Below are 18734 nucleotides of genomic sequence, written 5' to 3'. Positions count from 1 at the left end.
CCGTCGTCACGGTTTGCGGGCCACCGCTCCGTAGCCGGGGATGACGCCGTCGTCCTGGCCCGGGACGGGCTCCCCCAGTTCGGGGTGCCACTCGTGGGGGACCGCGACGCCGGGCTCGACGAAGTCGAGACCGTCGAAGAAGCGGGTGAACTCCTCCTGGGAGCGCAGGGCCAGCGTGACGCCCGCGGCCTTGAACTTCTCGGTGGCCTCCTTGGACAGGTCGGGGGTGAAGTCGGCCGTCGCGTGGGTGACGACCAGGTGGCTGCCGGAGGGAAGCTCCGCCAGCAGCCGCCCGACCAGCTCGTGCGCCGCGTCCTCGTCGGGGACGAAGTGCAGCAGCGCGATGAGCGACAGGGCGATGGGCTCGTCGAAGTCGAGGATCCTGCGCGCGCCCTCCAGGATGGCGTCCGGCTCCCGGACGTCGGCCTGGAGGTACTCGGTCACGCCCTCGTCCGTGCCCCGCAGCAGCGCCGCCGCGTGGGCCAGCACGATGGGATCGTTGTCGCAGTACACGACCCGGGCGTCCGGCACGATCTCCTGGGCCACCTGGTGCAGATTGGGCTCGGTGGGAATGCCGGTGCCGATGTCGAGGAACTGGCGCATGCCCTGGCCGGCCAGCCAGCGCGTGGCCCGGTGCATGAACGCGCGGTTCACCCGGGCCATCACCGGCGTCCGCGGTTCGAGGGCCAGCATCTGCCGGCCCATGGCCTCGTCGACCGGATAGTTGTCCTTGCCCCCGAGGTACCAGTCGTACATGCGGGCGGGGTGCGGTCTGCTGGTGTCGATCTCCACGGGGTGCTGCCCGGTCATGTCGGGACTCCGTAACTGGTCGCAACTGTTAGTGGTCAAGTCGGTGCTCACATCGGAGAGGGAACGCAAAGGTAGAGCGGGCAACCAAGCTCAGGACAGCAGAAAATCCGCCTCTCCCGCCTTCGCTCCCTCGATGAAGGCCGTCATCTCCGCGGAGGTGTAGATGAGCGCGGGACCGTCGGGGTCGGTGGACTGGCGTACGGCGATCCGGCCGTCGTCGAGCTTCATCGCCTCCAGGCAGTTCCCTCCGTTGCCGCCGCTCCACGGCTTGTGCCAGCCTTCGCTGCCCAGCTCCCGCGCGGGCATGCCGTTGTAGATCCTTCCGGTGTGCGCCGCGGCGCGGTGCAGCAGCTTCGGGGGCTTGATGAGTTCCATTCACAGCTCCTTGCGGAGGTCCCGGAGGATCTCCTTCGTGCGATGTGCCGTAGCGGCCTGCGCCGCCATGCGGTCCATGACCTCGAGGTGGGTCGCCACCTCGGTGCGCGCGTCCAGGTAGACGGCGCCGGTCAGGTACTCGCTGTAGACCATGTCCGGCAGTTCGGGCATGGCGAATCGGAACAGCACGAACGGCCCGTACGTGCCGGGGTGCGGCCCGCCCTCGAAGGTGGCGACCTGCAGCGTCACATGGGGCAGCTCGGTGGCCTCGAGCAACTTGTCGATCTGCGCACGCATCACCTCCGGGCCGCCGACCTGGCGGCGGAGCGCGGTCTCCTCCATCACGACCCACAGCCGGGGCGCGTCCTTACGGGTGAGCAGTTCCTGCCGTTGCATGCGCAGGGCGACGTGGCGCTCGATGTCCTCGGGCTGGGTCTGCCCGATGGCGCCGGAGCGCAGGACGCCGCGCGCGTAGTCCTCGGTCTGGAGCACTCCGGGGACGAAGTGGGGTTCGTAGCTGCGGATGAGGGAGGCGGCACCCTCCAGGCTGACGTACATCGAGAACCAGCCGGGCAGGATGTCGTGGAAGCGCTGCCACCAGCCGGGGCGGTTGGCCTCCTCCGCCAGCTGCACGAAGGCCTCGGCCTCGTCGTCGCCGACGCCGTACGCCTTCAGCAGGAGCTGGAGGTAGGGGATCTTGAGCGCGACCTCGGCCATCTCCATGCGGCGCACGGTGGCGGGGGCGACCCGGAGGATGCGGGCGGCCTCCTCACGCTTGAGTCCCGCGCGTTCCCGCAGGTCCAGCAGGCGCCGGCCGAGAACGACCTGGCCCACCGTGGGCGCGGACCGGGGTTCGCTCATACTCCACCTCCCTCGAACAAATCCTGACAGCCGGGCGGCGCCATTCGAAGATCTCTTCGAAGACCCATCCGATAGAACTCGCGTTCGAACAAATCTCCGGCGATCCCAACTGGCGCCGCGCATGGTGCTGTTGCGAGCAGTGTGCCATGGCCTTCCAGACCGTCACAGGGCACTCTGCATTTTTCAGAGTGACACTTGCCAAGTGTTCACGACGGGGCGATAGTGGCAAGCGTGATTCCGCCCGCGCCCTTAGGAACAGACGCCGCCGCAGCGTCCGTCGGTCTCGGCGCCGCCTCGGCACCATGCCCCTCCGGGGCCGCCGTCGAGCGCCGCCGATTCCGTTTCGAACTGGCCGCCCATCCGGGCTCCCCGGCTCAGGCCAGACGCCTGACGAGGGCACGGCTGACCGGCTGGTCGCTGTGCGACGACGTCTGCGACACGGCGGAACTCGTCGTCTCCGAGCTGGTCACCAACGCCATCGTGCACACCGCGAGCAGTCACATAGTCTGCGAGCTGCAGGACGGCGGGGATCTCGTGCGCATAGCCGTGCAGGACGAGGGCTGCGCACCGGGCCGGCCGCGGGCGAACCCCCGGCAGCAGGCGGAGGAGGAGCACGGCAGAGGACTGCTCCTCGTCGACGCCCTGTGCCATGCGTGGGGCGCCCAGGAGCACGGCCCCGGGCTGCTGGTCTGGGCCGACCTTCCCAGCGGGACGGACACGGACACGCCCTGCGATGCCGCGGAGCCGCGCGGCGACCTGGGCTGGGGAGCGCGGCCGAAGCCCGGCCCGGCGGACGTTCCGGACGGCGGCGGCACCGACGAGAACGGCGGGACCCCCCGGTCGCAGCGGCCGGCGACCGCCCCGGACGCACACGCACCGGCGCCCCTGGGCATCCCTCCGCGCCAGCGCGTCCACCGGGACGGGGGCCGGGCGTGACAGGCGGCCGCGGCACACGCGTGCTGAGCCTGGACTCTCTGGTCCGCATCCGGCGCGGACGGAACACACCCGCCGCGGCCCGGCGGCTGCCGGTACCCGACGGCATGACGGCGCCCATGGGCTGCGACGCGGTGGCGGTACCCGCCCGCTTCGGCCCGCTGGTGCTGCCCCGGCTGCCCCGCGTGGGCTGCGTCTACGCCGATGAGGCGCACTGGTGGTGGCTGGTCCCGTCCGACTCCGACTACGCGCTGGAATGGCCCGCCCCCGCGCACTACGCGGCCGGCGCGGTCCTCCCCGACGCCGAGGCCCCCGAGCTGCCCGGGCTCATCCACCGCCCCGACGGCACGCTCCCCTACACCCCGCCGATCCCCCTCTATCTGGCCCTGTGCCGCCTGACGGACACCACCCCCGCCTGGTCCCGTCCCGTCAGCGCGTAGCGGCCTCCCCGCACCCCCGGCACATCAAAGGGCCCTCGACGCCGTTCGGACCCCCGGCGTCGCGCCTGCGCTCACGCCGTCGCGTCACCCCCGCCGCCGTCGCCGCGGACGATCACCAGGAACATGTCGGTAGCGAGGTCCATGACGACCTCGGCGGGCAGTCCTTCCAGGCGCCGCGCATGCGCGAACTCCTCCGCCGGCCACGAGCCGCGCGGTCCACCTGCGGGAAAGCGTTCGAGCACCGTTCGCCCGTTCACCCTGCCACCTCCATGTAGCGCTGTACTCGTAGAGTTAAACGCCAACCATGGGGCGAACACCTCGTCCGGTGACGGTACTGAGACGTAGTTGACACCCGTTCACCGCCAAGTGTGAGCGGGCTCTCAGCTTTCCGGAGTAATCCGTCACCTTCCGTATCAGTCGTCGTACTCGTCGTGATAGCGGACACGCTCCCCCGCCGCAGGCGACCCGAAGACCGACGCGCGCCCCTCGGGTTCCTCCCACGCCTCCTGCCGGCCGAGCGCGGTGAGGTCCAGCAGGCTGGTGGTCGAACCGAGCCCCTCCAGCCCCCGCGCGCAGGCCGAGTACGTGTGGAAGACCCGCTCGCCGTCCCGCAGGAAGCAGCTCACTCCCGACCGCTCGACGAGCTCCCCCTCGCACTCGACGGTCACGTCGAAGTCCTCGTTGAAGACGCCCGGGTACGAGGAGTACCAGGGCACCGTCCACCCCATCCGCGCCTTGAACGGCAGGATCCGCGTGTACGGCGCCCGGGAGACGACCGCGAACGAGGTGCCCCGGGCCTCGAGATGGGCGAGATGCCCCACTTGGTCCAGCCATGCGGAGCAGCCGCGGCACCCGGCGTCCCACTCGGGGGCGAACATGAAGTGGAAGACGACGAGCTGCCGCCGCCCCTGGAACAGGTCCAGCAGCGTGGCCCTGCCGTCGCCGCCCTCGAACACGTACACCCGGTCGATCAGGACCATCGGCAGCCGGCGCCGCTCGGCGTTGAGCGCGTCCCGCGCGCGGGTGACGGCCTTCTCCTTGGCCAGCAGTTCCTCACGCGCCGCGCGCCACTCGGCCCGCGAGACGATCTCCGGAAGCGACATGGTTCCTCCTGTGCGACGGTCCCGTTGCGAGGGGTGACCGCGCGCGGACCGGGAACTCATCGCCGGCGGCGGAGATTTCTCAGGTGCCGCTCAGGTGCCGTAGTCCTGGATCCGCCGTCCGTGGCTCCGGTCCACCAGCGCCGGCAGCCGCTCCCGCAGCTCCCGCACCACCTCGGGCACGTCGATGGTGAGCAGTTCCCGGTCCCGCATGAGGACACGGCCGTCGACGATCGTCGTACGGACGTCGGCGGCGCGGGCGCTGTGCACCAGGGTCGCGGCGAGGTCGTGGACCGGCTGGGTGTGCGGGCCGGTGAGGTCGACCAGGACGATGTCGGCGCGGTGGCCGGGCGCGATGCCGCCGGCGCGCCCGGCGAGACCGACCGCGCGGGCGCTCTGCAGCGTGGCGTGGTGCAGGGCCTGACGGGAGGTCAGCCAGCGGGGATCGTCCTCCGTCGACTTCTGGATCAGGGACGTGAGCGCCATCGACTCCCACACGTCGAGGGAGTTGTTGGAGGCGGCCCCGTCCGTGGCGAGCCCGACGGGGATGCCGAGGTCCCGCAGCGCCCGCACCGGTGTGGTGGTGGGCCAGGCGAACTTGAGGTAGCCGCGGGGCGCGGTGGCCACGGCGGTCGGTCCCTGCGCCCGCTCCAGCAGCGGCAGATCGCTCTCCACGATGCCGGTGCCATGGGCGATGAGCACGTCCGTGTCGAGGATCCCGGTGCGGGACAGGACCTCGACGGGGGTGACGCCGTGCCGGGCGAGGGAGGCCTCGGTCTGGTCGCGGTTCTCGGCGGCGTGCAGATGGACGGGCAGCCCGTGGGCGTGGGCGAGTTCGGCGGTGGCGGCGAGGTCGGCGTCGTTCACCGTGTAGGGGGCGTGCGGGGCGAGCGCGGTGGTGATGCGGCCGTCCGCCGATCCGCGGTGCCGCAGTGCGAACTCCAGGGACCGCTCGCGTCCCTGGGCGCCCTGGGAGGAGAAGTACGCCTCCCCCAGCAGCGCCCGCATCCCGCACTCGGCGACCACGGCGGCGACCGCGTCCATGGCGAAGTAGTGGTCGGCGAAGCAGGTGACGCCGCCCCGGATCATCTCGGCGCAGGCGAGCCGCGCGCCCAGTTCGATGTCCCGCTCGCCGAGGTTGGACTCCACGGGCCAGACGACGTCGTTGAACCACTGCTCCGTCGGCAGGTCCTCGGCGAGACCGCGCAGCGCCACCATCGGGGCGTGCGTGTGACAGTTGATCAGACCGGGCAGCGCCACCTGCCCCCGGCCGTCGATCCACTCGTCGGCCGTCAGCCCCGCGACGGCGTCGGCGCGGGTGACCTCCGCCACGGCTCCGTCGCGCACGACGACGGCCGCGTCCTGGACGAACCGGATCCGTTCTTGATCGTCGTGCGTGAGGACGGTGCATCCGGTGATGATGAGCCCGGCGGGACTCTCCACGGCAGAAGGCGTCATCCCGACAACGTACGACGCGTTCCTGACCCGGAGTGAGCCGAACCGCGACATCCCGTCGCGCCTCTGTCGCGGCGCGGGCCGGGCGCGCACCCTGGCCCCGCCACGAGCCCGCCCACGGCTGAAAGGGGCCCGGAATGCTCCTCGGCACCTGGAACCTGGAGAACCTCTACCGGCCCGGCGGCCCCTTCGGGCCCGCGGACCGGGCCGCGTACGAGTCGAAGCTGGCGGCGCTCGCCGCCGTGATCACGGAACTCGATCCGGCGCTGCTCGGGGTGCAGGAGGTCGGCGACCCCGGCGCGCTGGAGGACCTGGCCGGACTGCTGGACGACGACTGGCGGATCGCCCTGTCCGAGCACGCGGACGGCCGGGGCATACGGGTCGGCTTCCTGAGCCGCGCGGAGCCGACCGTGGTCGCCGACACCGCGGCGTTCCCGGCGAAGCTGCGCCCGGTCCAGGCGGACGACGCGGGCCCGACGGCCGCCGCGGCGGGCCGGGGCTTCCTCGCGGTGGAGGTGACCGGCGAGGACGGGACGCCGCTGCGGGTGGCGGTCGGTCATCTGAAGTCGAAGCTGCTGACGTATCCGCACAACCGGTTCCACCCGCGTGATGAGGGCGAACGGGCCCGTTACGGTGCCTACGCCCTGTACCGGCGCACGGCGGAGGCGGCGACGCTGCGCGCCCTGGCGGACGCGCTGCTCGACGGTGACGGGCGGGAGCGGGACGTGGCGGTCCTCGGCGACCTCAACGACGAGGTGCAGGCGGCGACCACGCAGATCCTGCTCGGGCCGCCCGGTTGGGAGATCGGCACGTCCGGACACGACCACCCGGACCAGGGCGACGCCGGGCGGCTGTGGAACATCGCTCCCCTCATCCCGGTCGCACAGCGCTATTCGCGGGTGAACTCCGGGCGGCGGGAGCTGATCGACCATGTGCTGCTCAGTCACCGTCTGGTGCGCCGGGTGACGGCTGCGGGCACGGGCCTGCCGGACGAGGGCCCGCCGCGGCTGCCGTCCGTCGGCCCGGACCCCGGGGAGCGGCGCGGGGCGGCGGGGTCGGACCACGCCCCGGTGTGGGTCCGGGTGGGCTGACCCGGCCCGTCGTCCCGGTCCCGCCGCGGGCGCGTCACCCGGTGACCCGCAGTTCGGGCACGGGGAGTCCGGCGCGCCGGTGGCGCCGGGCGAGTTCGTCCCGGAGTTCGGTGAGCCGCGCCAGGTGCCGGGGGTCGAGCCGGCCGGTGTCGTCGAGGTGGACGGCGCCCGCGGTGGTGGTGTCGACGAGCAGTTCGAGGGTGACGGCGATCTCGTCGGTGCCGTCCGCGTGCCGGGCCAGCGGGGGCAGTTCGGCCGACGCGAGGGCGATGGCCGTACGGGCCTCCGCGAGCGTGCGGTAGGCCTCGCGGCGCAGGGCCCAGCGGGCCTCGCGGTCGGCGGAGCCTGCGAGGACGTGGTCGAGGTAGGCCTGTGCGGCGCCGCCCGCTTCCACGAGCCGGGCCCGGATGGCGTGACCGCGCTGTCCCGGCATCGGGAGATGGCCGACGACCAGCACGACGGCGCAGGCCAGCAGGGTCTCGCCGATCCGGCCGACGGAGGCCTGCGGTTCGCCGGCGGCCATCACCAGGGCGAGCACCAGCACGGTGACGACGGCGGTCTGCGCGGCGAAGTGCCGTGCGGCGAAGGGGATCAGCGCCCCGCACACCACGACCAGGGCGACCAGCCCCGCGGGGCGGGGCAGCACCGCGGCGAACGCGGCGAACAGCAGCGCGCCGAGCACGGTCCCGGCAGCGCGGGACAGCACCCGGGAGGCGAGCGGCCCGAGGTCGGGTTTGACCAGGAACACGGCCGTGACGGGCAGCCAGTACCAGTGCGTGTGCTGCCCGTACCAGCGCGCGTGGTGCAGGGCCTGGGCGAGGGCGACGCCGGTGCCGAAGCAGAGGGCGACCCGGGTGCCGTACTCGCGGCCCCGGGCGCCGGTGACGGTGCGCAGCCGGGCGGCCCGGGACCGCCTGCGGCTGTGCAGGTCGCCGCCCGCGCCCGAGTCGAAGGCTTCGGCGGCCCGCAGCAGGGCGTCGTCCAGGGCGCGCAGGGCGGGCACGGAACGGGAGGGGGCGGGCAGCGGTCCGGTCGGGGTGCCGCCGCGCACGGCGGCGGCCAGCCGCCGGGGGCCCTCGGACGCACGGGCCGGTACGGTCTCGCCCGCCCAGGCCAGCGCGGTCGCGGCCTCGGCGAGCGGCAGAGCGGCGGCGTACTGCGCGTGCAGCCGGCGTTCGGCCGCGGAGGAGGCGTACCGCCGCAGCCGGGGGCCGGTGAGCGCGTCCTGCGCGTGGTCGAGGGCGGCGGTGAGCGCGGCCCGGCGGGCAAGGGCGTCGTCCGTCCCGGCGGAGTCCAGCAGGGCGGCGACGGCGTCGTACACCCCCGCGATGGCACCCCGCTCGCCGTCGAACCGGAAGTCCAGCCGGAAGGGGCCGGCCGGCGCCCCCGGCAGCGCCAGCCGCAGCAGCAGGAACCACCCGGCGCCGGCGAGCAGGGCGAGCGCCCGCAGCGGGCCCGGTTCGGGCAGCGGCATCCCGGCCCCGACGGCCGCGCCGACCAGCAGCTGCGTGCCCATGGCGGACCCCACGGGCCCGGGCGCGCTGACCGCGCCGGCGATCAGTCCGAGCCCGGTCAGCAGCAGCGTGAGCGGTACGGCCGGAAGGTGGTCGCCCGCGTACGTCCCGACGGCCAGCCCGGCCGCCCCCGCGAGCGCGGGTCCCCCGATGCGTGCGGCCGAGGCCCGCCGGCTGCCGGGGCGGTCGTTGATGCCGGCGAACATGGCGCCGATGGCGGCGACGACCCCGACGGTGGGCCGCCCCGCGAGGACGGCCGCGAGCAGCAGCGGTCCGCCGCCCAGCGCGCCCCGCGCGACCGCGCTCCGGGCGACCGGCCTTCGCTGGGCCCGCAGGGCATGGGCGAGCCAGGGGGGAACGGCACGGGTGGGACGGCTCACTGGGCTCCGGTCGTCGCATCGGAAGGGGGAACGAGCTCGCGGACGACGCTGACCGGGCCTGGGACACGTGGTCCCCACGGTAGCCGCCGGCGCGGGAGGACGGTGAACGGCCGTGTTTCCGGGAGGTGACGATCCGAAGGGAGGCGGGCGAGGAAGTGAGGGCGACGCCGAAGCGCAATACACATTGCTCTATTGGAAGTAAATATGACGCCCCGCGCGCCCGATCACCGACCTACGCCTACGCTTCCGGTAGGGGGAGGAAAGGCCCGCGCCATTCCTGCCGAGGAGAGCCGATGGCTGAACGCGCTGAACGCACTGTACGTAGACGCGGTTACAAGGAAGGTGTCGGCGGCGAAATGCTCGCCGAATTCCTTGGGACATTCGTCCTGCTTCTGCTGGGAGCCGGTTCGGTGGCTGTCGCCGTCGTCGGTCTGCCCGGGTCGGGACGACAAGCGGTGGAATTCGGGCCGGCGAACTGGCTCATCATCGCCTGGGGCTGGGGCTTCGCCGTGGTGTTCGGCGTGTATGTGGCCGGCGGCATCAGCGGCGCCCACATCAACCCCGCGGTGACCCTGGCCTTCGCCGTACGCGGGGACTTCCCCTGGCGGAAGGTGCTGCCGTACTGGCTGGCCCAGGTGGTGGGCGCCTTCGCCGGCGCCGCGCTCGTCTACGCCTGCTACCGGTGGGCCATCGACGCCGCGGAGACCGCGGCGGGAGTCCCACGAGACGAATCACTACCCACCTACTCCATCTTCGCGACATTCCCCGCCGAGTATTTCGGGGATTCCTGGTGGGGTCCGCTGCTCGACCAGATCGTGGGAACGGGAATTCTCCTGCTGCTCATCTGCGCGCTCATCGACCTGCGCAATGTGGCCCCGCTGTCGAATCTGCACCCGTTCCTCATCGGCATGGTGGTCACCGTGATCGGCCTGACGTTCGGCACCAATGCCGGATACGCCATCAATCCCGCGCGAGATTTCGGGCCACGGCTGTTCACCTACTTCGAGGGCTGGGGCTCCATCGCCTTCCCCGGGAGCTTCGAGTGGTTCAGCGGCTACTGGTGGATCCCCATCGTCGGTCCGCTGATCGGCGGCGTCGTCGGTGTCCTCGTGTACGACCTGCTCATCAAGCCGGTGATCAACGCCAGGGCGGGGGCCCAGGAGGAAGGTCCGGCGACCGAGGAACCGTAGCCCTCAGGCCCTGTCGTCACACCAGGAGAGGTGGCAGCCATGCCCGAATTCGTCGGCGCGGTGGACCAGGGGACCACCAGCACCCGCTTCATGATCTTCGACCACTCGGGGAACGAGGTGGCGAAGCACCAGCTCGAGCACCAGCAGATCCTGCCGAGATCCGGGTGGGTCGAGCACGACCCGGTGGAGATCTGGGAGCGCACCAACACGGTGATCCAGAACGCCCTGCGCGACGGCGGTCTCACGGCCGGCGATCTGCGCGCCATCGGGATCACCAACCAGCGCGAGACGACGGTGGTCTGGGATCCGCGCACCGGCCGCCCGTACCACAACGCCATCGTCTGGCAGGACACCCGCACCGACCGCATCGCGGCCGCACTGGAACGCGACGGCCACGGCGACGTCATCCGGCACAAGGCCGGTCTGCCGCCGGCCACGTACTTCTCCGGCGGCAAGCTCAAGTGGCTGATGGAGAACGTGGACGGGCTGCGCGAGGCGGCCGAGGCGGGGAACGCCCTGTTCGGCAACACCGACGCCTGGGTGCTGTGGAACCTCACCGGCGGACCCAACGGCGGTGTGCACGCCACGGACGTGACCAACGCCAGCCGCACCATGCTGATGAACCTGGAGACCCTGGACTGGGACGACGAACTGCTGGAGATCTTCGGCGTCCCGCGCTCCATGCTGCCGGTCATCAACCCCTCGTCCCACCCCGAGGCGTTCGGGCAGGCCCGCAGCTCCCGGCCACTGGGCGCCGCCGTCCCGATCACCGGCGTACTCGGTGACCAGCACGCGGCGACCGTGGGCCAGGTCTGCTTCTCCCCCGGCGAGGCGAAGAACACCTACGGCACGGGCAACTTCCTCGTGCTCAACACCGGTACCGAGCTGGTGCGTTCGCGCAGCGGGCTGCTGACCACGGTCGCGTACCAGTTCTCCGGCAGCCCCGCGGTCTACGCCCTGGAGGGCTCCATCGCCGTCACCGGTGCCGCGGTGCAGTGGCTGCGCGACCAGCTGAAGATCATCGGGAGCGCCCCGGACAGCGAGCAGCTCGCGCGCACGGTGGAGGACAACGGCGGGATGTACTTCGTCCCCGCCTTCTCCGGCCTGTTCGCCCCCTACTGGCGCTCCGACGCCCGCGGCGCCATGGTCGGGCTGTCCCGGTACAACACCGGGGGACACATCGCGCGGGCCACGCTGGAGGCCATCTGCTACCAGAGCCGTGACGTGGTCGAGGCCATGGAGCAGGACTCGGGTGTGCATCTGGACGTGCTCAAGGTCGACGGCGGCGTCACCGCGAACGACCTGTGCATGCAGATCCAGGCCGATGTGCTGGGGGTGCCGGTGAGCCGTCCGGTGGTCGCCGAGACCACCGCGCTGGGCGCCGCGTACGCGGCCGGGCTCGCGGTGGGCTTCTGGCGCGACACCGACGAGCTGCGCACCCACTGGCAGGAGTCCAAGCGCTGGGAGCCGCAGTGGAGCGAGGAGCGGCGTCAGGAGGGCTACGAGGACTGGAAGCGGGCCGTGGAGCGCACCCTGGACTGGGTCAAGGTCACCTGAGGCCCCGGCCGCCGGGGCCGCGGGAGGGTCAGCGGTCGGCGATGTCCTCGCGGAGACCGTCGGAGAACTCCCACCAGGACAGCGGAAGCCAGTCGCCGTTCACATAGCCGTCGACCGTGGCCCCGCGACCGCGGACGGTCACCGTGGTGCCCGGCGGATAGGTGTTGCCGGACAGTCCGGGCACGGCGACAAGGAGTGTTCCCAGTCTCTGAGCTGCCATTTCCGCCCTTTCTCCTCGCTACGACTCAGTATGCGGCGCCGGTTCCTGCCGGACGACGCCGAAAACGATATTCAGAAATTATTACCGGCTTGCCCCGTTCAGCGGACCGGAGAATCATGAGATATCGGTCACGCGGACCGTCGGGAGAGGCGATTCAACCGCACATGCACACCATCGACTGGAGGTCGTGGTCATGAAGGCCGTCGTGTACAAGGGACCGTTCGAAGTCGCGGTCGAAGAAGTGGACAACCCCTCGATCCAGCACCCCAACGATGTAATCGTACGGGTCACCTCAACCGCGATATGCGGCTCCGACCTGCACATGTACGAGGGCCGTACCGCCGCCGAGCCGGGCATCACCTTCGGCCACGAGAACATGGGGATCATCGCGGAGGTCGGCTCCGGCGTCACCGGGCTCAAGGAGGGCGACCGCGTCGTCATGCCCTTCAACGTCGCCTGCGGATTCTGCACCAACTGCGTGGAGGGCTACACGGGATTCTGTCTGACCGTCAACCCCGGCTTCCCCGGCGGCGCCTACGGGTATGTCGCGATGGGGCCGTGGAAGGGCGGACAGGCCGAATACCTGCGCGTTCCCTACGCCGACTTCAACTGCTTGAAACTTCCGCCGGGAGAGGAGCACGAGAAGGACTTCATCCTGCTCGCCGACATCTTCCCCACGGGCTACCACGGCTGCGAACTGGCCCAGGTGCGCCCCGGGGAGAGCGTCACGGTGTACGGCGCGGGCCCGGTCGGCCTCATGGCCGCCTACTCGGCGCTGCTGCGCGGCGCACGCAAGGTGTTCGTCGTGGACCGGGTCCCCGAGCGGCTGCAGAAGGCCGAGGAGATCGGCGCGATCCCGATCGACTTCTCCAAGGGCGACCCGGTCGAGCAGATCCAGGCGCAGACCGAGGGCATGGGCACCGACAAGGGCATCGACGCCGTCGGCTACCAGGCGTCGGCGGGCGGCGGCACGGACCGTGAGGAACCGGCGACCGTGCTGAACTCCCTCATCCGTACCGTCCGGGCCACCGGGATGCTCGGCATTCCCGGGCTCTACGTCCCCTCGGACCCGGGCGCCCCGGACGAGCAGGCCAAGCAGGGCATGCTCCTCGTCGCGATCGGCAAGTTCTTCGAGAAGGGCCTGCGGATGGGCACCGGACAGTGCAACGTGAAGCGCTACAACCGGTTCCTGCGCGACATGATCATCGAGGGCAGGGCGAAGCCGAGCTTCGTCGTCTCCCACGAACTGCCCCTGGACCAGGCGCCGTCGGCCTACGACAAGTTCGACAAGCGGATCGACGGCTACACCAAGGTGGTGCTGCACCCGTAATTCGGATGCGGCGACGGGCCGGGCGGTGGACGATCGACGACGGCGTCGACCGTCCACCGCTCCAGGAGCCGCCGTGATCCAGCGCGTCACCGTGCCCACCCTGTTCCCCCCGCCCGCCTACTCGCACGCCTCCGTCGTCGAGGCGGGCACGAGACTGGCGTTCCTCGCCGGCTCGGTCCCGCTGAGCGCGGACGGGACGCTGGTCGGCGAGGGGGATCCGGTGCGTCAGGCCCGGCAGGTGCTCGCCAACCTCGAGGAACAGCTGACGGCGGTGGGCAGCGCCCTGGACCAGGTCGTCACCACCGATGTGTACGTGGTCAGCGGTGAGCCCGCCGTGCTCTCCGCCGTGTGGGACGTCGTCGAGGCGTCCGGGCTGAGCACCGGGCCCCACTCCTCGACCCTGATCGGGGTGGCCTGCCTCGGCTACCCCGGACAGCTCGTGGAGATCACGGCGACGGCGGCCGTCCCGGACGCCGCCGGGTCGTGACGGCCCCCGACAGCGCCGTCACCCTGCGCCGGTCCGGCCCCTCCGACGCCGGGGCCGCGGCCGGCGTGTGGCTGCGGTCCTTCGCCGCCGCGCTGCCCGGCGTGGTGCGGCCCCGCTCCGACGACGAGGTCCTGGAGTACTTCCGGCACGTCCTGGTGCCCCTGCGCGAGACCTGGGTGGCGGAGGCGGCGGGCGAGGGCGTCGTCGGGGTGCTCGTGCTGGAGGGCCGGGAGCTGGAGCAGCTGTACCTGGAGCCCGGGTGGCGCGGGCGCGGGCTCGGTGACCGGTTCGTCGCGCTGGCCAAGCGGCGCAGCCCCCAGGGGCTCGCCCTGTGGACGTTCCAGGTCAACACGCCGGCCCACCGCTTCTACGAGCGGCACGGCTTCACGGCCGTGGAGTGGACGGACGGCGCCGGGAACGAGGAGCGGGAGCCGGACGTGCGGTACGTGTGGCGTCCGTAGGGCACCTGCCGTGGCGCGGGGTCAGCCGCGGCGGGCGTACCGGTCCGTCGCCGCCACGAGTGCGTCGTCGCCCGCCGCGCCCGCGTCGTGGCCGCCCTCGTCGACGATCACCAGTTCGCTGTCGGGCCAGGCGTGGTGGAGGCGCCAGACGATGCCGAGGAGATTGCCGAGGTCGAGGCTGCCCTGGACCAGGGTGCCGGGGATGCCCCGCAGCAGGTGGGCGTCGCGCAGGACGACACTCTGCCCGTGCTCACCGCTGTCGCCGCCCGGGTCCTCGCTCTCGCCGAGGAAGTGGTCGTTGCCCCAGTAGTGGGTGACGGTGCGGGCGAAGCCGAAGCGGTACTCCGGGTCCCGGAAGCGGGCGACCGAGCCCGGCGGGGCGGGGATCATCGCCGTCTCCCAGTCGGTCCAGGCGCGGGCGGCCCGCTCCCTGACCTCGGGGTCGGGTGATTCCAGCAGCCCGTTGTACGCGGCGGCCAGGTTGCCGCCCCGCTCGTCGGGCGGCAGCACGGCGAGGAAGCGCTCGAACGCCTCCGGGAAGATGTTGCCCAGCCCCCGGGTGAGGAGGTCCACCTCGGCGCTCGAGCCGGTGGCGACTCCGGTGAGGACGAGTTCGGACACCACGCCCGGGTGGGTCTGCGCGTACCGCAGGCCCAGCGCCGACCCCCACGACACGCCCCACACCAGCCACCGCTCGATGCCCAGGTGGGCGCGCAGCCGCTCCAGGTCGGCCATGAGGTGCGCGGTGGTGTTGACGCTCATGTCGGTGGCGGGGTCGCTCGCGGGCGGCCGGGACCGTCCGGCGCCGCGCTGGTCGAGCAGGACGATCCGGTAAGCGGCCGGGTCGAAGTAGCGCCGCAGGTTCGGTCCGGCCCCGGAGCCCGGCCCGCCGTGCAGCACCACCGCGGGCTTGCCGTGCGGGTTGCCGCTGATCTCCCAGTGGACGCGGTTGCCGTCACCGACGTCCAGCATGCCGTGGTCGTACGGTTCGATCGCCGGGTATCTGCCCATCCGGTCACCCTAATGCCGCCGGCCGGACCCGCTCATGTGGTTTCCGTGGTGCCCAGTCCCGCCGCTCGGGCTGCGGTGCGCAGGACCTCCCGGAGCATCTCCGGGGTGAGCCGGCCCGTGAAGGTGTTGCGCTGGCTGACGTGGAAGCAGCCGAAGAGGTCCAGGCCCGGCCCGTCGGCGGCGTCCAGCGTGACGCGGGCGCCGTGCGCGAAGGCGGGCCGGGGCCGGGGCACGGTCCAGCCGGCCTCGGCGAACGCCGGCAGGGCGGCCTGCCAGCCGAAGGCGCCGAGGACGAGGGCGGCCCGGAGCGTGGGGCGCAGCAGGTGCAGCTCCTGTACCAGCCAGGGCCGGCAGGCGTCCCGTTCGGAGGGGGTGGGCTTGTTGGCGGGCGGGGCGCAGTGCACGGGCGCGGTGACGCGCACGCCGTACAGCCGCAGGCCGTCCTCCGCGTGCACGGAGGACGGCTGCGAGGCGAGCCCGACGTCGTACAGGGCCTGGTACAGCACGTCACCGGAGCGGTCCCCGGTGAACATCCGGCCCGTGCGGTTCCCGCCGTGCGCCGCCGGTGCCAGTCCGATGATCAGCAGCCGGGCGTCCGGCGGCCCGAACCCGGGTACCGGCCGGCCCCAGTACGTCCAGTCCGCGAACGCGGCGCGTTTGGTACGGGCGACCTCCTCGCGCCAGGCGACCAGCCGGGGGCAGGCACGGCAGTCCGTGATGCGCCGGTCGAGACGGGAGAGGCCGTCGGGGTCCATGACTCCACGGTAGGCGCTGCGGGGAGCGGGAAAATCGTCCGCACCGGCGGTGGTCGCGGGGTTAGGGTCGGGACCATGGCTTCTGAGAGTGCCGCGTCCGGGGCTGCCGAGGGCCCGAAGACCGCCGCCGCGGTGGCCGCCGCCGAGGCGGCTGGGCCGGGTGCCGGCGAGTCCGTGCGGATCGACAGCTGGATCTGGTCGGTGCGTCTGGTCAAGACGCGCTCCCTCGGTGCCGCCGCCTGCCGGGGCGGTCATGTCCGGGTGAACGGCGAGCGGGTGAAGCCCTCGCACTCCGTGCGCGTCGGTGACGAGGTGCGGCTGCGGGCCGAGACCCGGGAGCGGATCGTCGTCGTCAAGCGGCTGATCCGCAAGCGGGTGGGCGCTCCGGTGGCCGTCCAGTGCTACATCGACAACTCACCGCCTCCGCCGCCCCGCGAGGCCGTCGCCCCGGCCGGTGTCCGCGACCGCGGCACGGGCCGCCCGACCAAGCGCGACCGCCGCGAGATGGAGCGCCTGCGCGGACTCGGCGGCCTGGGCGGGTTCGCCCCACCGGACGGCGGCACCCCGGGCGCCGGTCCCGGTCCCGGTGCCCGGGGAGGGGCGGCCACCCGGCGTACGAAGGGCGGCCGCCCGTCCCGCGGCGGCGACCCCGGCGGCTCGCCCCGCCGCTGACGGCCCGCCTCAGGAACTGCGGCGCAGGAGGCTGAGCAGGTCCCTGTTGTGGGTGCGGCGGGTCCAGGCGATGAGGGCGAGCGGTATGAGCAGGATGACGGGCGTCGCCGCGTTCTCACCGTCGAACACCGTGACCTGCGTGACGAACGCGCCCACCATCAGCGCGGCCAGGCCCGTCGCCGCAGCCGACTGGAGCACGGGCACCATCAGGCCGACGGCCCCCGCCAGTTCGAGCACGCCGACGGCGTACATGCCCGTGCTGCCCCAGCCCATCTCCTCGAAGGGCTCGAGGGCGGAGGAGTGGGCGATCAGCTTGGGCAGCGCACTGGCTCCCGCGAAGAACAGGGCGAGCAGCACCTGCACGGCGCGCAGTGCGATACGGGCACGCCGTCCGCGAGTGGTCGCGGGGCCGGTGGCGGTCGCGGCGTCAACGGTGGTCTCGGACATGAAGGGCTCCTGAGGATGTGGTCCGTCTCGGTGTCACCGGGGTAGACCGCCCTTCGCCCGCGAACTCATCGCTCCCCGGTCCTCATTCCTCGCTCGGCCGCCGGGACCGCTCTCACCCACACCCGGTCCGCCGTCAGATACCGGTCCACCCTCAGGCCCGCCTCCGCCAGCGCCTCCTCGAACTGCTGCCTCGTCAGCGGGCGGGCACGGAAGGTCTGGGTCCAGACCGCGTCCGGGAACACATACTCCGCGCGCACCGAGTCGACCCCGTCACCGACCGGCTCCGCCGACAGGATCCGCACGGTGAAGCCCGCCGGGTCGACCCGCTCGCGCGGCAGATCGGTGTGGTAGTCCTCGCCCTCCCGCTGGATCAGCACGCACCCGCCCTTCGCCAGATGCCGTACGCACGTACGCAGCATGCCCTGGCGCACCCCGACGTCCTCCGCGTGCACCAGGAACGAGGCGAGCAGCACCACGTCGAACGTCTCGCCGATGTCGAGCCGCTCGATCGGCGCGCGGATCGTCCGCGCGCCCCGCACGCGCGCCAGCATCTCCGCCGACTCGTCCACCGCCGTGACCTCGAAACCGCGCTCCAGCAGCGCATGCGTCATGCGCCCCACGCCGCAGCCCAGCTCCAGCACCCGCGCCCCGGCCGGCACGGCGGCGGCGATGATGTCCGGCTCGTCCCCGACGGGCAGCCGCTCGTAGAGCTCCACCGCGCTGCCGTCCGGAGTGATCGCCCCGGGTCCCGTCCCCTCGTGCCCCTCACGCATTCTCAGCTCCACGCCCGTCCAACGGACCATCCCCGCACACCCGTTCCCAGCCCCCCGGTTTTCACCCGTCCGAGTGAGAGCCGGTGGCCGGCCGGGCGGTGGAACAGCGGGTTCCGGGGCACCCGGAGGCGGAAGGAACCGTGCGGTGGTGAGGACGATGCGTACGGGCAGTGAGCCGGCGACCGCGCGCAGTGCGCTGCGGATGCGGTTCTGGCTGAGCGTGTGGGGCGAGGTCTGGACGGTGGCCGGAACGGTCGCGTTCGCTCTCGCCGGTCATCCTGCCTGGGCGCTCGCGTGCGGGGCACTGTGGCTGCTGGTCACGGCCGATCTGCTCGTCGTCCTCCGGCACATCCGCCAGGGACCGCACTGGCAGCCGGGGCGCGACGTCCCGCCGTACGAGCCGTCGAAGGACTCACCGCCCCGGGACCGGCCGTAGCACGCGGGCCGCCCGTCTGCCCGAACACACGGGCCGCCCGTCACTCCTCGAAGCGGGCCGCCTTCAGATACTCCGGGTTGGGGTCCAGTGCCGCCGCCAGCCGGAAGTGCCGCCTGGCCGGGCGGGCGCGGCCCTGCCGCTGGTAGGTGCGGGCCAGCGCGAAGTGGGCGAAGGCGTTGTCCGGCTCGCGCTCCAGGACGAGGGAGAACTCCAGCTCGGCGGGGCGCAGCTGGGCCGCGGCGAAGAAGGCGCGGGCGCGCAGCAGCCGCGCGGCGGTGTTCTCGGGGTGGACGTCGATCACGCCGTCGAGCAGCTTGACCGCGCCGCGCGGGTCCCGGGAGGCGAGCAGCTGCTCGGCGGCACGGAAGTCGATGACATGCGTCTGAGGCGTACGTCCGGTCGAACCGCTGGTTTCGGGCACGGCACATTCCTTCCC

23 protein-coding genes are annotated in these 18734 nt (G+C 72.4%); 10 read left to right on the top strand and 13 right to left on the bottom strand.

Annotated elements, in window-relative coordinates; genetic code table 11:
• Positions 1-6: 6 nt before the first annotated feature.
• From AC5L3C_RS28905 to AC5L3C_RS28895, 3 genes are all read right to left on the bottom strand, one after another.
• Positions 7-810 carry an SAM-dependent methyltransferase gene (locus AC5L3C_RS28905; RefSeq protein WP_493651841.1) on the bottom strand — a complete coding sequence of 268 codons (804 nt, stop codon included), beginning with the start codon at positions 808-810 and terminating at the stop codon, positions 7-9.
• A 90-nt stretch (positions 811-900) separates the two neighbouring features.
• Positions 901-1185: a DUF397 domain-containing protein gene (locus AC5L3C_RS28900; protein ID WP_493651840.1), complete on the bottom strand. Its 285-nt coding sequence runs from the start codon at positions 1183-1185 to the stop codon at positions 901-903.
• Positions 1186-2046 carry a Sco1979 family transcriptional regulator gene (locus AC5L3C_RS28895; RefSeq protein WP_493651838.1) on the bottom strand — a complete coding sequence of 287 codons (861 nt, stop codon included), beginning with the start codon at positions 2044-2046 and terminating at the stop codon, positions 1186-1188. It abuts the gene before it with no gap.
• 222 nt (positions 2047-2268) lie between these two features.
• On the opposite strand from AC5L3C_RS28895, the gene AC5L3C_RS28890 reads away from it, so the two are divergent.
• Positions 2269-2982 carry an ATP-binding protein gene (locus tag AC5L3C_RS28890; RefSeq protein ID WP_493651836.1) on the top strand — a complete coding sequence of 238 codons (714 nt, stop codon included), beginning with the start codon at positions 2269-2271 and terminating at the stop codon, positions 2980-2982.
• Positions 2979-3419: a hypothetical protein gene (locus AC5L3C_RS28885; protein ID WP_125507292.1), complete on the top strand. Its 441-nt coding sequence runs from the start codon at positions 2979-2981 to the stop codon at positions 3417-3419. Before AC5L3C_RS28890 ends, AC5L3C_RS28885 begins: the two co-directional genes overlap by 4 nt.
• Positions 3420-3490: 71 nt before the next feature.
• On the opposite strand, the gene AC5L3C_RS28880 is transcribed toward AC5L3C_RS28885, so the two are convergent.
• The 3 genes from AC5L3C_RS28880 to AC5L3C_RS28870 form a co-directional block, all read right to left on the bottom strand.
• Positions 3491-3676, bottom strand: coding sequence for a DUF8839 family protein (locus AC5L3C_RS28880; protein ID WP_073937149.1), 186 nt, complete (start codon positions 3674-3676; stop codon positions 3491-3493).
• A gap of 156 nt (positions 3677-3832) precedes the next feature.
• The gene (locus AC5L3C_RS28875; RefSeq protein ID WP_493651835.1) at positions 3833-4522 is read right to left on the bottom strand and encodes a DUF899 domain-containing protein; all 690 of its coding nucleotides are present in this window, start codon (positions 4520-4522) and stop codon (positions 3833-3835) included.
• 90 nt (positions 4523-4612) lie between these two features.
• On the bottom strand, positions 4613-5977 hold the full coding sequence (locus tag AC5L3C_RS28870; RefSeq protein ID WP_493651834.1) for an amidohydrolase: 1365 nt from the start codon (positions 5975-5977) through the stop codon (positions 4613-4615).
• A 134-nt stretch (positions 5978-6111) separates the two neighbouring features.
• On the opposite strand from AC5L3C_RS28870, the gene AC5L3C_RS28865 reads away from it, so the two are divergent.
• A complete protein-coding gene (locus tag AC5L3C_RS28865) occupies positions 6112-7065 on the top strand; it encodes an endonuclease/exonuclease/phosphatase family protein (protein WP_493651833.1) in 954 nt (317 codons plus the stop codon).
• A gap of 34 nt (positions 7066-7099) precedes the next feature.
• Here the strand turns inward: AC5L3C_RS28865 and AC5L3C_RS28860 are convergent, their stop codons facing one another.
• Positions 7100-8959: an FUSC family protein gene (locus AC5L3C_RS28860; RefSeq protein ID WP_493651832.1), complete on the bottom strand. Its 1860-nt coding sequence runs from the start codon at positions 8957-8959 to the stop codon at positions 7100-7102.
• Positions 8960-9315: 356 nt separating this feature from the next.
• On the opposite strand from AC5L3C_RS28860, the gene AC5L3C_RS28855 reads away from it, so the two are divergent.
• Together AC5L3C_RS28855 and glpK are read left to right on the top strand one after the other, a co-directional pair.
• Complete coding sequence (locus AC5L3C_RS28855) at positions 9316-10149, top strand: MIP/aquaporin family protein (RefSeq protein ID WP_493651831.1); 834 nt, start codon at positions 9316-9318, stop codon at positions 10147-10149.
• A gap of 39 nt (positions 10150-10188) precedes the next feature.
• A complete protein-coding gene (gene glpK, locus AC5L3C_RS28850) occupies positions 10189-11706 on the top strand; it encodes a glycerol kinase GlpK (RefSeq protein WP_125507282.1) in 1518 nt (505 codons plus the stop codon).
• Positions 11707-11734: 28 nt separating this feature from the next.
• Here the strand turns inward: glpK and AC5L3C_RS28845 are convergent, their stop codons facing one another.
• Positions 11735-11926 (bottom strand): hypothetical protein, encoded by a 192-nt coding sequence (locus AC5L3C_RS28845; RefSeq protein ID WP_493651829.1) that lies wholly within the window; start codon positions 11924-11926, stop codon positions 11735-11737.
• 193 nt (positions 11927-12119) lie between these two features.
• On the opposite strand from AC5L3C_RS28845, the gene AC5L3C_RS28840 reads away from it, so the two are divergent.
• From AC5L3C_RS28840 to AC5L3C_RS28830, 3 genes are all read left to right on the top strand, one after another.
• Positions 12120-13256 (top strand): glutathione-independent formaldehyde dehydrogenase, encoded by a 1137-nt coding sequence (locus AC5L3C_RS28840; RefSeq protein ID WP_493651828.1) that lies wholly within the window; start codon positions 12120-12122, stop codon positions 13254-13256.
• A gap of 73 nt (positions 13257-13329) precedes the next feature.
• Complete coding sequence (locus tag AC5L3C_RS28835) at positions 13330-13743, top strand: RidA family protein (RefSeq protein WP_493651827.1); 414 nt, start codon at positions 13330-13332, stop codon at positions 13741-13743.
• Positions 13740-14204, top strand: a complete 465-nt coding sequence (locus AC5L3C_RS28830) for a GNAT family N-acetyltransferase (protein WP_493651825.1) — start codon at positions 13740-13742, stop codon at positions 14202-14204. The genes AC5L3C_RS28835 and AC5L3C_RS28830 overlap by 4 nt, the downstream gene beginning before the upstream one ends.
• Positions 14205-14225: 21 nt before the next feature.
• Here AC5L3C_RS28830 and pip read toward each other — a convergent pair whose 3' ends face one another.
• Both pip and AC5L3C_RS28820 read right to left on the bottom strand, forming a co-directional pair.
• Positions 14226-15215, bottom strand: coding sequence for a prolyl aminopeptidase (pip, locus tag AC5L3C_RS28825; RefSeq protein ID WP_493651824.1), 990 nt, complete (start codon positions 15213-15215; stop codon positions 14226-14228).
• A 32-nt stretch (positions 15216-15247) separates the two neighbouring features.
• Positions 15248-15970 carry a uracil-DNA glycosylase gene (locus AC5L3C_RS28820; RefSeq protein WP_125507272.1) on the bottom strand — a complete coding sequence of 241 codons (723 nt, stop codon included), beginning with the start codon at positions 15968-15970 and terminating at the stop codon, positions 15248-15250.
• 75 nt (positions 15971-16045) lie between these two features.
• On the opposite strand from AC5L3C_RS28820, the gene AC5L3C_RS28815 reads away from it, so the two are divergent.
• On the top strand, positions 16046-16642 hold the full coding sequence (locus tag AC5L3C_RS28815) for an RNA-binding S4 domain-containing protein (protein WP_493651823.1): 597 nt from the start codon (positions 16046-16048) through the stop codon (positions 16640-16642).
• 9 nt (positions 16643-16651) lie between these two features.
• Here the strand turns inward: AC5L3C_RS28815 and AC5L3C_RS28810 are convergent, their stop codons facing one another.
• Together AC5L3C_RS28810 and AC5L3C_RS28805 are read right to left on the bottom strand one after the other, a co-directional pair.
• Positions 16652-17089 carry a DoxX family protein gene (locus AC5L3C_RS28810; protein ID WP_493651822.1) on the bottom strand — a complete coding sequence of 146 codons (438 nt, stop codon included), beginning with the start codon at positions 17087-17089 and terminating at the stop codon, positions 16652-16654.
• 65 nt (positions 17090-17154) lie between these two features.
• Entirely contained in the window at positions 17155-17862 is a 708-nt protein-coding gene (locus tag AC5L3C_RS28805; RefSeq protein WP_493651820.1) for a class I SAM-dependent methyltransferase, read from the bottom strand.
• 157 nt (positions 17863-18019) lie between these two features.
• Here AC5L3C_RS28805 and AC5L3C_RS28800 point away from each other — a divergent pair, with 157 nt between their 5' ends.
• Positions 18020-18298: a DUF6343 family protein gene (locus AC5L3C_RS28800; RefSeq protein WP_493651819.1), complete on the top strand. Its 279-nt coding sequence runs from the start codon at positions 18020-18022 to the stop codon at positions 18296-18298.
• 40 nt (positions 18299-18338) lie between these two features.
• Here AC5L3C_RS28800 and AC5L3C_RS28795 read toward each other — a convergent pair whose 3' ends face one another.
• On the bottom strand, positions 18339-18719 hold the full coding sequence (locus AC5L3C_RS28795; protein ID WP_125507263.1) for a tetratricopeptide repeat protein: 381 nt from the start codon (positions 18717-18719) through the stop codon (positions 18339-18341).
• Positions 18720-18734 lie beyond the last annotated feature (15 nt).

The organism is Streptomyces speibonae (assembly GCF_984686075.1).
The sequence above is the reverse complement of the archived record's forward strand: the minus strand, read 5'-3'. Positions and strand labels throughout refer to the sequence as shown.

Coding starts and splice junctions, on each gene's coding strand:
- AC5L3C_RS28870 (WP_493651834.1), bottom strand. CDS start 5,977: ATGACGCCTTCTGCCGTGGAGAGTCCCGCCGGGCTCATCATCACCGGA.
- AC5L3C_RS28810 (WP_493651822.1), bottom strand. CDS start 17,089: ATGTCCGAGACCACCGTTGACGCCGCGACCGCCACCGGCCCCGCGACC.
- AC5L3C_RS28800 (WP_493651819.1), top strand. CDS start 18,020: ATGCGTACGGGCAGTGAGCCGGCGACCGCGCGCAGTGCGCTGCGGATG.
- AC5L3C_RS28865 (WP_493651833.1), top strand. CDS start 6,112: ATGCTCCTCGGCACCTGGAACCTGGAGAACCTCTACCGGCCCGGCGGC.
- AC5L3C_RS28840 (WP_493651828.1), top strand. CDS start 12,120: ATGAAGGCCGTCGTGTACAAGGGACCGTTCGAAGTCGCGGTCGAAGAA.
- AC5L3C_RS28895 (WP_493651838.1), bottom strand. CDS start 2,046: ATGAGCGAACCCCGGTCCGCGCCCACGGTGGGCCAGGTCGTTCTCGGC.
- AC5L3C_RS28905 (WP_493651841.1), bottom strand. CDS start 810: ATGACCGGGCAGCACCCCGTGGAGATCGACACCAGCAGACCGCACCCC.
- glpK (WP_125507282.1), top strand. CDS start 10,189: ATGCCCGAATTCGTCGGCGCGGTGGACCAGGGGACCACCAGCACCCGC.
- AC5L3C_RS28845 (WP_493651829.1), bottom strand. CDS start 11,926: ATGGCAGCTCAGAGACTGGGAACACTCCTTGTCGCCGTGCCCGGACTG.
- AC5L3C_RS28805 (WP_493651820.1), bottom strand. CDS start 17,862: ATGCGTGAGGGGCACGAGGGGACGGGACCCGGGGCGATCACTCCGGAC.
- pip (WP_493651824.1), bottom strand. CDS start 15,215: ATGGGCAGATACCCGGCGATCGAACCGTACGACCACGGCATGCTGGAC.
- AC5L3C_RS28815 (WP_493651823.1), top strand. CDS start 16,046: ATGGCTTCTGAGAGTGCCGCGTCCGGGGCTGCCGAGGGCCCGAAGACC.
- AC5L3C_RS28855 (WP_493651831.1), top strand. CDS start 9,316: ATGCTCGCCGAATTCCTTGGGACATTCGTCCTGCTTCTGCTGGGAGCC.
- AC5L3C_RS28820 (WP_125507272.1), bottom strand. CDS start 15,970: ATGGACCCCGACGGCCTCTCCCGTCTCGACCGGCGCATCACGGACTGC.
- AC5L3C_RS28875 (WP_493651835.1), bottom strand. CDS start 4,522: ATGTCGCTTCCGGAGATCGTCTCGCGGGCCGAGTGGCGCGCGGCGCGT.
- AC5L3C_RS28900 (WP_493651840.1), bottom strand. CDS start 1,185: ATGGAACTCATCAAGCCCCCGAAGCTGCTGCACCGCGCCGCGGCGCAC.